Here is a 14,188-nt window from a genome sequence, read left to right as displayed (position 1 = left end):
GGGCGAAGAGGCGGACCCCGCCACGATCGCGCAAGGTGACCGGCTCGTCGCCGTTCTCGACGTGCAGCCGGTGGACGAGAATGCCGCGCGGCTGATGATCGACGATCCGCTGCCCGCTGGCATGGCGATCGACAATCCCGCCATCCTCAAGGGCGGGGACCTTGCCGCGCTCGACTTTCTGGAGCTGACCGGCGAGGCCGCTCATACCGAGTTCCGCACCGACCGCTTCCTGGTCGCGGTGGACAAGGCCGCCAAGTCCACCGCCGCCATGCGCTTTGCTTATATCGTGCGTGCGCTTTCGCCGGGCAGCTTCGTCCACCCCGCCGCGAGCGTCGAGGATATGTATCGCCCCGAGCGGCGCGGGCGCACCGACGAAGGGCATGTTGCGATCGTCGGCCCGACGCGCTGAGGCGAGGCGCGTGGGAGTGGCGGAAAACTCGCGACCCAGCCTCGCCTCGGCTGAGTGCCGCGCCGGGGCCTCGAATGAAGTTGCCGCGCCTTCGGCGCTGCGGCGCGCCCGCCTTACCGCCGGTCGAGCCCCGCACGTCCCGTTCGGGGCCGGGTCATCCAGATGGACGCGTTCGCACCGGGGCCGGGTGTGATGGGCCGGATCATGCGCCCGATGCGCCGCCTCTGGCGGCGCGACCCACAGCCCGCCGCGCCGGAGGCCGTGCCGCCTCATGGCGTGCGAGCGGTGCGCCCCCGCCGTTCGCGACCCGCCATTGCGCTCGCTGCCCTGGCGCTCCTTCTTCTCGGTCTCGGCGGCTGGGCGGCGCTGGAGCGCGCCGTGGCAAGCCGCGCCGCCAGCCTGCGCGAACCCGAGACCGGGCTGGTGGTCGAGGCGCGGGACGGCACGCTGCTGCGCGCCTTCGCCGCCTCGGACGGGCGCTGGCGGCTGGCCGCTGACGTCAGCGATGTCGATCCGCGCTTTCTTCAGATGCTGCAGGGCTGGGAGGACAAGCGCTTTGCCACGCATGGCGGCGTCGATCTGATCGCGCTGGGGCGCTCGGTTCTGGAATCCGCGCGGCACGGGCGTATCGTATCGGGGGGCTCGACGCTGACCATGCAGGTGGCGCGCCTCGTGGAGCGCCTGCCCACCGGCAGCCTTTCGGCCAAGGGGCGGCAGGTGCTGGACGCGCTGGCGCTGGAGCGCGCACTCGGCAAGGATGAAATCCTCTCGGTCTATCTCAAGCTCGCGCCCTATGGCGGCAATGTCGAGGGCCTGCGCGCGGCGAGCCTCACCTGGCTCGGCCACGAGCCCAAGCGCCTAACGGCGGGGGAAGCGGCGCTGCTCGTCGCACTGCCGCAAAGCCCCGAGCGGCTGCGCCCGGACCTTCATCCCGAGCGGGCGCGTGCGGCGCGCGACCGCGTGCTCGCGCGCATGGCCGCGCTCGGCATCCTGTCGCCCGGCGAAGCCGAGCGAGGCCAGCGCGAGCCCGTGCCGACGCGTCGGCTCGCCATGCCAACCCTGGCCGCCCATGCGGCCGAGGGTGCGCGCCAGCGCTCGCTTCAAGCGCGCGACGCACGCAAGCGCCTTCGCCTGACGCTGGACGCCGGCCTTCAGGCGCGGCTCGAAGCCTATGCGCGCGAGAAGGTGGCGGGGCTGCCCAAGCCCCAAAGCCTCGCTATCGTGGTCGCCGATCATACGAGCGGCGAGATCGTCGCCACGATCGGCTCGCCCGATCTCTTCGATGCCGCGCGGCAGGGCTATGTCGATCTCACCAAGGCCGAGCGCTCGCCGGGCTCGACCCTTAAGCCATTGATCTACGGGCTCGCCTTCGAGCGCGGCGTCGCCCATCCCGAATCCCTGATGGACGACCGGCCGACCTCGTTTGCGGGCTACAATCCCGGCAATTTCGACGGGCGGTTCGAGGGAACGCTGACGGCGCGGCGCGCCTTGCAACTCTCGCGCAATCTACCGGCCGTGGAACTGCTCGCCGCCGTCGGCCCCTCGCGCCTCGTGGATCGCATCCGCCGAGCGGGGGCCGAACTCGAACTCGGGAACCGCTCGCTGCCGGGCCTCGCCATCGGCCTCGGGGGCCTTGGCATTTCGCTGGAAGACCTCGTGCGCCTCTATGCAGGGCTCGCCCATGGCGGGGTCGCGCGCCCGCTGCGCATCGAGACCGAGCGCAGCGGCGCGCCGAACGCCGCGTTCGGCGGGCCTGAAGCTGCGTCCGGCAAGCTGGACGCGGGGCAGCGCATCCTGTCCTCGCAGGCGGCTTGGTACGTCGCCTCGATCCTCTCCGGCGCGCCCTCCACCACCAAAACGTCGCCCGGCACGCTGGCCTTCAAGACCGGTACGTCCTTCGGCTATCGCGACGCCTGGACGCTCGCCTATGACGGACGGCATGTGGTGGGCGTCTGGGTCGGGCGGCCGGACGGCGCGCCGGTGCCGGGCCTCGTCGGGCAGGACGTGGCAGTGCCCATCATGCGGGACGTCTTCGCGCGGATCGGCCCGCCGATGCGCCTGCCAGGGCCCCCGCCCGGCATCCAGACCAGTGCCAGCCGCCTGCCCCCCGCGATGCGCCATCTCGCGCCCAAGGGCCTGGGCACGCGGGGCGGCGGCCCTGAAATTCTCTTCCCCCCTAACGCCGCCCATATCGAACTGGGTCTGAGCGAAGGGCCAGGTTCGGGCGCAGCGCTCAGCCTCAAGCTGCGCAACGGACGCCCGCCCTTCACGTGGTATGTGGACGGACGCGCGACGCTGTCGGGCCTGTTCGAACGCCAGGCGACGTGGCGCCCGAGGGAACCCGGCTTCGTCACGATTTCCGTGGTGGACGCAGCGGGCGCGGCCGCAACGACGCGGGTGTTTCTGGACTAAGAGCCGGGGACAAAACCCTTCGGGTCAATCCGCCGCAGGGTTTTGTCCCCGGCTCTAAGCGGAAAGTCTGGGTCGCCGTTCGGGTCACAGCGCGGCAGAGCGATCGGACGCATCTGATGGCGGTCTGCGCCACCTGCCGTCCTGTGCGGGTGGACTCGCGCCGAAGGCGGCTCGGCGCAGGCGATCATTCATATCTTCCGGAAAGGACTGCCATACTTATCAACGCGATCAGAAGAGCGATCCCGATCCATCGGATCGTCTGTATCGTTCTGATCCGCCAATCGACCCGATCCCTGCCGCTGCGAGGATCACAGAGCAGCAACTCCAGAAGCAACCCGATCGCATCGAGAATCACACGTCCTCCAATCGCCCTTGCGCCTCTGTCCAGAGCACGAATCCGAACAATGCCCCGCCGTTCTCACGTCGACAAAAGGTAGCTCACGACAACGAGCGCAATCCAGAGGAGAAGCGAGCCGACGATCCGAAGCAACATACGATCGAACTGGGCCGGCGTCATGGATTGCACCTCAAGCATTCAATCGGGTCGATGGGGCGCCGATACTGGACTCCAATTCCGGGGGCGCTCGGTCGAAAGGGGCGCCGCCTGTAAGCGACTGGAAGCAAACCATCGATCAAGCCGGACGTCACCGCCGGATGCAATGCGGCCGAGGCCATCGATCCGATCGCCTGCATCCGAATGCCCCAGATATCCGCATCAGCCAGAACGACGCAAAGATCGTTCCCTCTTCGGTGCTGCCTTCATCAAGGTTCTCATCCGTCGCGCGGCGGCCTGAATGCCGAATCGAAGGCGGCTAATGCGCGAGAGTTGGCCCGACTTTACGAACGAGCCTCCGCACCCCCATACGCCGGGGCATCGCCTCGATTCGAAGCCCTCAGCCTTTCGGCGCGTCCAAACCCAGTTCATGGCGGAGCCAGCCGAAATCGAAGGCTGCTGCGGCCTGCTTGGGGTCGTGAGCCTTGGCCGAATGCGCCTCCAAACCTTTCAGCCAGTCGGCCAATTCCCCCTTCCGGTCTCCGCCCGCGGCGGCTGCGCGCGGCGATTGATGGCCCAGGGCGGCCACGGGCCGGTCCAGCGCCCGGCGGTAATAGCCCGTGAGGAAGCCGTGCACGCGCCCGGTCAGGTCCTCCGGCGAGAGGCCCTCGATGTCTCCTAAGCCGGCATAATGGCGCTCGATCTGGATCGTCGGCGCCAGCAGGACCTCGCCGAGCGCCTCTTCCAGACGCGCGGCGCCTTGCTCGGCGCGTGCCGCCGATTGGCTGAGAAGCACGACGACGCGCTCCTCCAGGGCGATCTGGACCAGAGCGATCCGCCCCTTCCCGGCGTCGATCTCGGTCGAGATTTCCAGCGGGGTGGCCGTGTCCGGGACGGTTGCGAGCGAGCCCCAGACCTTCGGGCGAAGCGGGGTCAGGCCTTCCGCCGCGTTCAGACGCGCGGCGATTTCCGACATGCGCGCACCGGGCGCGAGCGGGTATCGGAATTCGTGAAGGAGGGGTTCTTCGCCATCCGTGTTGCGGGCCGTCCGCAGCTGGTCGATGACGCGCGGCAGCATGTCGAGCAGCCAGACATGCGTGATGAAAGGTGCGAGCGCATCCGGGCTATCGTCCTTCGGATGCTCCTGCGTCGGCGTGGCTTGCGCGCGATCGGACGCGGTGTCCGGCTCCGCGAAACGATCCTGAATTCGAGCCGCGACCTCGTCGCGGCAGGGCAGGAGCCCGCTTGCCAGAACAAGTCGGTCATTCAGCCGGACGAGCCGCGCCGCGATCCGGTCCCCCGATTGTAGGGGCATTGGCAGTTCGGCGCCGCGCTGGAACACCTGCACGGGCTCTCCGCGGGCAAGACAATCGCGCGCGAAAAAGGACTCGCCCGGCACGACCTCGCTCAGCTCGTAAAGGCCCATCCGCGAGGTGCGAATGCCCGCGATATAGGCTTTGGCGCGCGGGCTTTCCTTCCAGCCGCGCTTCTTGAGATAGGTGTCGGCAAGATTGCGGCCGTCTTCGCCCATCTCGCGCGTCAGGAAATCCTCGAAGGCGCAGTCCCAGAGCGCGGTCCCCAGATCGGGGCCGAGCGCGGTTTCCAGATCGTCATAGTCGAGGCGCAGGGTGTCGAGCGCCGAGCCCATATGCTCTGTCAGAACTTCCTCGAACAGGCTGCCCCATTCGGGGCGGTCGATGAACCGCATCACGCCCGCGAGTTCCTGTCCTGTGGTCATGCCGGGGGCTCCCTCTTCCGCGTCACCCCGCTTTGCCAGCAGACAGCGACCTTGCGCAAGACGCGAGAGGCGCGGGGCGTCGGATCGGGCCGATCCCCGCGCCCTTCCTTCAATCCAGAAGGTCCGTCAGGCGGATCGGGAAGCGGCGCAGCCGCCGGCCCGTCGCATGCCAGACGGCGTTGGCGATGGCCCCCGCGGTGCCCGTGATGCCGATTTCGCCGACGCCCTTGATGCCGAGCGCGTTCACATGCTGATCGTCCTCATGCACCAGGATCGCCTCCATGGCCGGAATATCGGCCTGAACGGGTATCTGGTATTCGGCAAGATCGGCGTTCATCACCCGGCCCGTGCGCGGGTCGCTCACGCCCTCCTCGTGCAGCGCGAAGGACAGGCCCCAGATCATGCCGCCGAAAAGCTGGCTTTCCACCATGCGCGGATTGATGATGCGCCCGGCCGCGAAGGCTCCGACCAGCCGGGTGACGCGGATCTGGCCGAGATCGGGATCGACCGACACGTCCGCAAAGACCGCGCCATGGGCGTGCATGGCATAGGCCTCCTGCGCCGCGCCGTCCGGCTGCGCCGCCCCTTCCGCCTCGATATGGGTGAGACCGGCGCGCGCGAGAATATCCGAGAAGCTTTCCCCCCGGCTCTCGTCATCGCGCCGGACGAGCCGCCCGCCGCGCGCGACCGTGCCGACATTGCCGGCCCCGAAGAGCGGTGAGGCTTCATCCTTGACGGCGAGGTCCGCCAGCTTGGCGATGGCATTCGCCCCGGCCTGATGCAGCGCCATGCCGGCGGTCGCCGTGTGGCCCGAGCCGCCGGCAATGCCGGCATCGGGCAGGTCGGACGTGCCGGCGCGAAACTCCACGGCGTCGATGTCGAGGCCGAGCGCGTCGGCGGCGATCTGGGCGAGCGCCGTCCAGGCCCCCTGCCCCATATCATGCGCGCCGGTTTCCATGAGGCCGCTGCCATCCCGGCGGATCGTGGCGCGCGCCTTCGCCTGGAACATCAGCGCCGGGAAGGTCGCCGTGCCGACACCCCAGCCTCTCAAGCGCCCGGCCTCGTCCCGCATCGCGCGGGGCTCCAGCGGACGCGTGTCCCAGCCGAAGCGCTCCGCCCCCTGACGGTAGCATTCGCGCAGGGCCTTGGAGGAAAAGGGCTTGCCGGAGATCGGCTCGACCTCGGCATAGTTCTTCAAGCGGAACGCGAGCGGGTCCATGCCCGCGGCTTGTGCCGCCTCGTCGATGGCGCTTTCCAGCGCGACCGAGCCCGGCGCCTCGCCCGGCGCGCGCATGAAGAGCGGCGTGCCGGTATCCAGCCGTACGGCCTCGTAACTCGTGCGGATGGCGGGGCTGGCATAGAGCGTGTGCGCGACATCGGCGGCGGCTTCGAAGAAGTCGTCATAGGTGCTCGACGCCGTGCGCGTATGGTTCTCGATGGCCGTAAGGCTCCCTGTCTCGTCCATCCCGATGCGGATGCGCTGGCGCGTCGGCGCGCGGTGGCCAACGGGGCCGAACATCTGCTCGCGCTTGACCACGAGCTTCACCGGCCGCCCGGTCAGTTTCGCGGCCATAATGCCGAGCACCTGCGGCCCGGCCGGGAAGCCCTTGGAGCCGAACCCGCCGCCGAGATAGGGGCTGCGGATATGGATATTCTCAGGCGGAATGCCGAAGAGCCCGGCCAGCCGTCCCTGCGCCATGACGAGCGCCTGGCTCGGCATGTCGAGCGAGAGTCGGTCGCCCTCCCAGACGGCGACGACGCCGTGCGGCTCCATCGGGTTGTGATATTGGGCCGGGGTTTCATACGTCGCCTCGACACGATGCGCGGCGGCGCTGAGGCCGGCGTCCACATCGCCCTTCTCGGCCTTGGGCGGGTTGCCGACGCCCACCGAAGACGGCGCGAAGACCTCCGCCCCATTCAGCCCGACGCGGGCCGTCTCTGCCTCGAAGCGCGGGGCGAGAAGCGCCGCCCCCTCCGTCGCCGCTTCCAGCGTTTCGGCGATCACGACCGCGACCGGCTGGCCGGCATAGCGCACATGGTCGTTCTGCAGGAGATCGAGCCGGAACATGAACGGGTTGGACTTCTCGTCCGGGTCGGAGGCGAGCGCCGGGCGGTTCTCGTGGGTCATCACATCGACCACGCCGGGATGGGTCTTGGCGGCGGCGAGGTCCAGCGACACGAGCCGTCCGCGCGCGACCGTCGAAACGGCGAGCACGGCATAGAGCATTCCCGGCGGATGGTTGTCGGCGGCAAAGCGCGCCGCGCCCGTCACCTTCAGCACGCCCTCGCGCCGCGTCATGGGCTGGCCGATATTGGAGCCGTGCCGCGTGTGGCGGGCTTCGCGGGTCGGAGCGATCTCAGACATGGGACACCTCGGAGGACGAGCTGGCGAAGGCGGAGGCCGGCAGCGCGGGTAGGCGCTCTGGCGTGCCAGCGGCGGCGAGTTGCAGCGCGCGGGTGAGCGTGCGGCGCGCGAGCGTGATCTTGGCCGCATTGTCGCCGGAGGGGCGGGCTTCGCGGAGCGCCAGTTCGGCCGCGCGCTCGAACGTCTCACGGTTCGGCTCCTGGCCCACGAGAAGCGCTTCGGCCTCCGGCGCGCGCCAAGGCTTCAGCGCGACACCGCCGAGCGCGATGCGCGCTTGCGCGATCCGCCCGCCGTCGAGCCGCAGCATGGCGGCAGCGGAGACGAGCGCAAAGGCGTAGGACGTGCGCTCGCGGACCTTCAGATAGCGCGAATGCGCGGCGAAAGCGGCGGCCTCGGGCGGCAGGCGCACCGCGACGATCAACTCGCCGGGCTCCAGCACCGTTTCGCGATCCGGCCTGTCGCCGGGCAGCAGGTGGAACTCAGTGAGCGGCACCTCGCGCCGCCCGCCCCGGCCTTCGATCTCGACCATCGCCCCAAGCGCTGCCAGCGGCACGCAGAAATCGGACGGGTGGGTCGCGATGCAATGGTCGCTCCAGCCGAGCACGGCATGGGCGCGGTTCTCGCCACCCAGCGCGTCGCAGCCCGTGCCGGGCTCGCGCTTGTTGCAGGCGCTCGCTGTATCGTAGAAATAGCGGCAGCGCGTGCGTTGCAGAAGATTGCCGCCCGTGGTGGCGACATTGCGCAGCTGGGCCGACGCGCCCGAAAGAAGCGCCTCGGCCACGGCCGGATAGCGCGCGGCAAAGGCGCGGTCATGGGCAAGATCGGCATTGCGCACCAGCGCGCCGATGCGCGTGGCCCCGTCGCTCAGCGTCTCGACCTCGGAGAGATCCGGCAGGCGCGTGATGTCCACGACGCGCGCGGGCCGGGACACGCTGCCTTTCATGAGGTCGAGGAGATTGGTGCCGGCGGCGAGATAGGCCGCGCCGGGCTCGGACGCGGCCGCCACGGCCTCCGCGATGGTCTGCGGCCTGATATAATCGAAGCGGTTCATTCGGCAGCCTCCCGTGCGGGCGTGCTCATCACGCGTTGCGCCTCGATCACCGCCTCGGCAATGCCGGCATAGGCCCCGCAGCGGCAGAGATTGCCGCTCATGCCCTCGCGCACGCGCTCGGGATCATCGCCCGCCTGCCCCTCCGAGATGAGACCGACCGCGCTCATGATCTGGCCGGGCGTGCAATAGCCGCACTGGAACCCGTCATGCTCGATGAAGGCCGCCTGCACGGGATGCAGCGCGCCGTTCACGGCCAGCCCCTCGATCGTGGTGACCTCGGCACCGTCGAGGCTGATCGCCAGCGCGAGGCAGCTGTTCACCCGCTTGCCGTCCACCAGCACCGTGCAGGCGCCGCACTGGCCCCGGTCGCAGCCTTTCTTGGTGCCGGTGAGATCCAGCCGCTCGCGCAGGAGATCGAGCAGCGTCACGCGCGGATCGTCCAGCGCGATCTCGCGCCGCTCGCCATTGATGGTGAGTTGAAGTGTCGGGTTCATGCCGTCACCTTTTCAGTGATATGTCGAACCGAAGAACGGGGCCGCGCCCCGAGACCGGACACGCAGCGAAGGCGACGACGGGCGAAGAGCGACTCGAGGCTCGGACCTTCGTCTCCCTGAATATTATACGGAGGCACCCTCCGCTTTCAAGGCTGGAGGCGTTCTAGAATCGACATGGCCCAAGATCGTCCGTTGACAACTCCTCCCGCCCGCAAGCCGCGCGCCGACAGCGTGAAGAACCGCGAGCGTCTGCTGCTGGCGGCGGCGGAGGTGTTTCGCGCCGGGGGGCCGGAGGCGAGCCTGGAGGCCGTGGCGCGGCGCGCGGGTGTCGGCATCGGCACGCTCTACCGGCATTTTCCGACGCGCGAGGCGCTGTTCGAGGCCGTCTATCGGCGCGAGGTGGAACAACTGGTGGACCTCGCCGCCCAGCTTTGCGAGCGCGAGCCGCCGATCCAAGCGCTTCGCCTCTGGCTCCACGCGGGCGTCGGCATGGCGGCGACAAAGCGCGGGATGCTGACGGCGCTGGCCCTTGCGATCGACAGTTCCAGCGAAATCTACGCCTACTCCTTCGCGCATCTGACGCGCGCGCTGGAGGCGCTTCTGTCGCGCGCCTCTGCGGCCGGTGCGATCCGGGCCGATATCGGGCCGGAAGATGTGCTCCAAGCCATGGTGGGCCTCTCCATGATGGGTCGTCAGCCCGGCTGGGAGGCCAACGCGATCCGGCTTCTCGACATTTTCGTGGATGGACTCGGGGCATCGGCCATCGGGAACATGCCCGAGAGCTGACGAGCGGATCGAGACGAGGCGGGCGCTGGCGCATTCGCAACCGAGCCTCCCGGTCTCGGCCACTCAGTCTTCCAGCGGATAACAGGCGCGTGATGGTTGCCAAGTCCGTTCGATAGCGCGAGCATCTGCGCGCGGCCGCACGGGGGTTGTCGGCTGGCCGCGACCATGCAAGGAGGACCAGACGTGCACCCCATTCCGAATGCTTCACCCGACCTCATCAACGAGGATCTGGCGCCCGCGCGGGAGCGCAATTGGGGGGCCTTCTCGATCTTCAACGTCTGGACGTCGGACGTTCACAGCCTCTGGGGCTATTATCTCGCCGCCAGCCTGTTTCTCTTCTGCGGCAGCTTCGTCAACTTCCTGCTGGCGATCGGCATCGGCTCGCTGATCATCTTCTGCCTGATGCATATGGTGGGCATCGCGGGTGTTCGAACGGGCGTTCCCTTCCCGGTTCTGGCGCGTGCCTCCTTCGGCATCTGGGGCGCGAACTTTCCGGCCATCGTGCGCGCCATCGTCGCCTGCTTCTGGTACGGCGCGCAGACGGCGGCCGCATCCGGCGCCATCGTCGCGCTTCTGATCCGCAACGAAAGTCTCCTCGAGTTCCACCAGTCGAACCACATGCTCGGCCATTCGACGCTGGAACTCATCTGTTACGTCGTGATCTGGGGCCTCCAGCTCCTCATCATTCAGAACGGCATGGAGACCGTGCGCAAGTTCCAGGACTGGGCCGGCCCCGCCGTCTGGGTCATGATGCTGCTGCTGGCGGTCTATCTCGTGGTGAAGTCGGGCGGCTTTTCCTTTCATCACACGATCCCGATGGATGTGCTTCTGGAGAAGACCAAGGATGCGGGCGTGCCCGGCGTGCCGGGGTCGTTTAGCGCGCTCGCCGCCGTCGCCGCGATCTGGGTCACCTACTTTTCGGCGCTTTATCTCAATTTCTGCGACTTCTCTCGCTATTGCCCGAGCGAGCGTTCGCTGACGATCGGCAATCTCTGGGGCCTGCCGGTCAATCTCATTCTCTTCTCGCTGGTGGCGGGCGTCACCACCATCGCGGCCTTCAATGTCTATGGCGAGGTGCTGCTGCATCCCGACCAAATCTCGGCCAAGTTCGACAGCTGGGTTCTGGCGTTGCTCGCCGCCATCACCTTCGCGGTGGCGACGCTCGGCATCAATGTCGTGGCGAATTTCGTCTCGCCCGCCTTCGACTTCGCCAATGTCTTCCCGCGCCAGATCGACTTTAAGAAGGGCGGCTATATCGCGGCCTTCATCGCCTTGGTGCTCTATCCCTTCGCCCCGTGGGAAGGGGGCGCGGCGCATTTCGTCAACATGATCGGCAACACGATGGGCCCGATCTTCGGCGTCATGATGGTGGATTATTACCTGATCCGTCGGGGCCGGATCGACGTCGCCGCGCTCTACCAGGAGCATGGCGAATTCCGCTTCGGCAATGGCTGGCACGGCAACGCCCTTCTGGCCGCGGGCGTCGGCATTCTCTTCTCCTCCATCCTGCCGGGCCTGACCTCGATCATGCCGAGCTGGTGGGGTGTCTATGGTTGGTTCTTCGGCGTCGCCATCTCGGGCGCGCTCTACTACGCGCTGCGGACCACGCGCGGCGCCAAGCCCGTTCCGGCCTGACGCGAAAAGGGTTCACCCTTTCCTCGCGATGACGACAGTCGTCGGCCCGCCCCTGCGGGCCTACGTCTTTCGAAGGCGTCTGTTCCCTCAATCCATCGCCATGGCCGGCTTATGAACGGACCCGGCGTCGGGCACCTTGAGCAGGAGCAGAAGCGGCAGCGCCACGAGGCTCGCTGCCATCATCAACCGGAAGCAATCGGCATAGGCGATCACTTCCGCCTGCTGCCCAACCAGCGCGTTCACCGCAGCGCGCCCCTGCTCCGTCGTCAGGTCCAGCGTATCGCCCAGCCATTGCACGCCGCGCGCATAGGGCGAGACATGTTCGCCGAGCGAGGCATGCAGGATCTGGCCGTTGCGGGTCAGAAGAAAGGTCATCATCGAAATGCCGACGCTGGAGCCGATATTGCGCATCAGGCTGTAGAAGCCGGTGCCCTGCGTGCGCAGGTCGGACGGCAGCGTGGCGAACGCCACGGTGGATAGCGGTACGAAGACGAAGCCGATCCCGAAGCCCTGGATGATCCCCGTGCGGATGATCGTCCCTTCCGACACGTCCAGCGTATAAAGGCTCATCTCGTAGAGCGCGTAGGCCGTCAGCCCGAAGCCGAAGCCCAAAAGCACGCGCGCATCGACCCGCGCGATCAGCCTTCCCACCACCACCATGGCGATCATCGTGCCGATGCCGCGCGGCGCCAGAACCAGCCCGGCGGTGAGCACGGGATAGTCGAGAAGATTTTCCAAGTATGGGCTGAGTAGAGCCAGCGTCGCCAGAAGCACCGCGCCGACGATGAAGACGAGCAACTGACTGACGACGAAGGTCCGGTCGGCGAAAAGACGGCGATCCACGAAGGTCGCGCGACGCGACGTCACCGTATGCACCACGAAGAGATAGAGCCCCAGAAGGAAGAGCGCGAGTTCGACCTGGATTTCGAGCGACGAGAACCAGTCGAGCTGTTCGCCCCGATCGAGAAAGAGCTGAAGCGCGGCGATCGCAAGACCCAAGGTCGCAAAGCCGAACAGATCGATGCGGGCTAGAGGATCGGTGCCACGCTTGGGCAGGAAGCCGAGCGCCAGCACCAGCGCCGCCACGCCGATCGGCACGTTGACATAGAAGACCCAGCGCCAGTCGTAATATTCGGTCAGCCAGCCGCCCAGCGTCGGCCCGATGATCGGCCCGAGCATGACGCCGAGGCCGAACACGGCCATGGCCTGTCCGCGCGTCGAGACGGGGTAGGTGTCGAGAAGGGTCGACTGCGCGATCGGCACGAGCGGCGCGCCGAAAATGCCCTGCACGAGGCGAAACAGCACCATTTCCGTGAGGCTCGTCGCCGTGCCGCAGAGCATGGACGCTGCGACGAATCCGATGATGCAGATGATGAAGACGCGACGCCGACCGAAGCGGCGCTCCAGCCAGCCCGTGGTCGGCGTCATGATCGCCGCCGCCACGATATAGGACGTCAGCACCCAGTTGATCTGGTCGCTCGTGGCCGAGAGCGAGCCCTGCATATAGGGCAGCGCGACATTGGCGATGGTGGAATCGAGCGCCTGCATCAGGGTCGCGATCATGACGCAGGCCGTGATCGCCGCGCGCTCGCCCGGCGTGATGTCCTCCGGCGCCGGGGCGACGGGCGCGCTCATAGGCCGACCACGCCCTTGATGTCATCCCAAAGGGTTCCCGCCGTGCGATGGTAGCCGGTCTGGATCGAGACCGTAGCGCTGGCGCCGACGCGCAGCACGATATTGTCCGGCACGTTCTCCAGCGCGACGCGCACGGGAATGCGCTGCACGACCTTGACCCAGTTGCCGCTCGCGTTCTGCGCCGGGAGCAGCGAGAAGACCGATCCGGATGCGGGTGCGATGCTCTGCACACGGCCCTTCAGAACGAGGTCGGGATAATTGTCCACCACGACATCTACGGCGTCGCCGACCTTGACGTGAACGAGGTCGGTTTCCTTCAGGTTGGCGTCCACCCAGGCGTCGGTCGAGACCAGCGTGAACGCCGGCTTGCCGCCCGTGAGGTAGGAACCGACGGCGATATTGTCGACCTGCGTGGCGATGCCGGCGAAGGGCGCGGTGACGGTGGCCAGACGCAGGTTGCGTTCCGCGCTTTCGAGCGCCGCCTTGGCTTCCAGATAGGTCGCCTGCGATTCGAGCGGCGTGTCGGCCGAGCCGCCGAGCTGCGCCAGCGTCGAGCTGGCGGAGGCCTGCGCGGCCACCAGCTGATCCTTGGCGACGCGCAGGTCGCGCCGCGCGGAATCGGCCTCCTGACGTGTGCCAACGCCCGTTTGCGCGAGATTGGTCGCCCGGTCGAACTGCTGCTGCGCGTAGGTGACATCGGCCTGGGTCTGCTGCACCTCGGCCTCGGCCTGTTTGTAGGTGAGCACGAGCCCCTTCAGCTTCTCTTCCGTCTGCTGCAGCTGCGCCTTGGCCTGATCCACGGCGATCTGGTAGGGCTCCGGGTCGAGCCGGAACAGGACCGCCCCGTCGGCCACGCGCTGGTTCTCCGACACGTCGACCTCGACCACCTGGCCCGCGACTTCAGGGGTGATCGCGACATTGGGCGCGCCGATATAGGAATCGGCCTCGCTCACCGTGCCGCCGCCCCGGAAGTAGAGAAGAAGCGCGACAGCGATCAGAACGATCGGGCCGGCGAGAAGAAGAACGCGGCGCAGCGTGTTCGAGCTCTTGCGTGGCGCGGCATCGGACGCCCCACCTCCGCTCGAAGCCAAATTGTCACTCCGGTTGATCTGATCCATGGCGGTCTCTGGGCTTGCGTCCCGTCGCTTCGCGAGGAAGCACGAGTGACAT

10 protein-coding genes are annotated in these 14,188 nt (G+C 67.8%); 4 read left to right on the top strand and 6 right to left on the bottom strand.

Annotated features, from left to right (window positions below; all coding sequences use genetic code 11):
• The coding region (locus tag AUL28_RS23010) for a hypothetical protein (protein WP_192843445.1) at positions 1-409 on the top strand (409 nt) is incomplete at its 5' end.
• A gap of 162 nt (positions 410-571) precedes the next feature.
• Positions 572-2,821, top strand: a complete 2,250-nt coding sequence (pbpC, locus tag AUL28_RS11485) for a penicillin-binding protein 1C (RefSeq protein WP_244493500.1) — start codon at positions 572-574, stop codon at positions 2,819-2,821.
• 893 nt (positions 2,822-3,714) lie between these two features.
• Here the strand turns inward: pbpC and AUL28_RS11480 are convergent.
• The 4 genes from AUL28_RS11480 to AUL28_RS11465 form a co-directional block, all read right to left on the bottom strand.
• Entirely contained in the window at positions 3,715-5,052 is a 1,338-nt protein-coding gene (locus AUL28_RS11480) for a hypothetical protein (RefSeq protein WP_062232566.1), read from the bottom strand.
• A 109-nt stretch (positions 5,053-5,161) separates the two neighbouring features.
• Positions 5,162-7,417, bottom strand: a complete 2,256-nt coding sequence (locus AUL28_RS11475) for a xanthine dehydrogenase family protein molybdopterin-binding subunit (RefSeq protein WP_062232564.1) — start codon at positions 7,415-7,417, stop codon at positions 5,162-5,164.
• Positions 7,410-8,468, bottom strand: coding sequence for an FAD binding domain-containing protein (locus AUL28_RS11470; protein ID WP_062232562.1), 1,059 nt, complete (start codon positions 8,466-8,468; stop codon positions 7,410-7,412). Before AUL28_RS11470 ends, AUL28_RS11475 begins: the two co-directional genes overlap by 8 nt.
• Positions 8,465-8,962 (bottom strand): (2Fe-2S)-binding protein, encoded by a 498-nt coding sequence (locus AUL28_RS11465; RefSeq protein WP_062232560.1) that lies wholly within the window; start codon positions 8,960-8,962, stop codon positions 8,465-8,467. Before AUL28_RS11465 ends, AUL28_RS11470 begins: the two co-directional genes overlap by 4 nt.
• A 192-nt stretch (positions 8,963-9,154) precedes the next feature.
• Here AUL28_RS11465 and AUL28_RS11460 point away from each other — a divergent pair, with 192 nt between their 5' ends.
• Complete coding sequence (locus AUL28_RS11460) at positions 9,155-9,748, top strand: TetR/AcrR family transcriptional regulator (protein WP_244493499.1); 594 nt, start codon at positions 9,155-9,157, stop codon at positions 9,746-9,748.
• Positions 9,749-9,931: 183 nt separating this feature from the next.
• The gene (locus tag AUL28_RS11455; protein WP_244493498.1) at positions 9,932-11,383 is read left to right on the top strand and encodes an NCS1 family nucleobase:cation symporter-1; all 1,452 of its coding nucleotides are present in this window, start codon (positions 9,932-9,934) and stop codon (positions 11,381-11,383) included.
• Between the two features lie 87 nt (positions 11,384-11,470).
• Here the strand turns inward: AUL28_RS11455 and AUL28_RS11450 are convergent, their stop codons facing one another.
• Both AUL28_RS11450 and AUL28_RS11445 read right to left on the bottom strand, forming a co-directional pair.
• The gene (locus tag AUL28_RS11450) at positions 11,471-13,018 is read right to left on the bottom strand and encodes a DHA2 family efflux MFS transporter permease subunit (protein ID WP_062232556.1); all 1,548 of its coding nucleotides are present in this window, start codon (positions 13,016-13,018) and stop codon (positions 11,471-11,473) included.
• A complete protein-coding gene (locus tag AUL28_RS11445) occupies positions 13,015-14,136 on the bottom strand; it encodes an HlyD family secretion protein (protein WP_062232554.1) in 1,122 nt (373 codons plus the stop codon). The genes AUL28_RS11450 and AUL28_RS11445 overlap by 4 nt, the downstream gene beginning before the upstream one ends.
• Positions 14,137-14,188: the final 52 nt, after the last annotated feature.

It is taken from the genome of Aureimonas sp. N4, from assembly GCF_001463925.1.
GTDB classification, from domain to species: Bacteria; Pseudomonadota; Alphaproteobacteria; order Rhizobiales; family Rhizobiaceae; genus Aureimonas; species Aureimonas ureilytica_A.
Note: the sequence above shows the minus strand (reverse complement) of the source record. Positions and strands in the feature narration are given on the sequence as shown.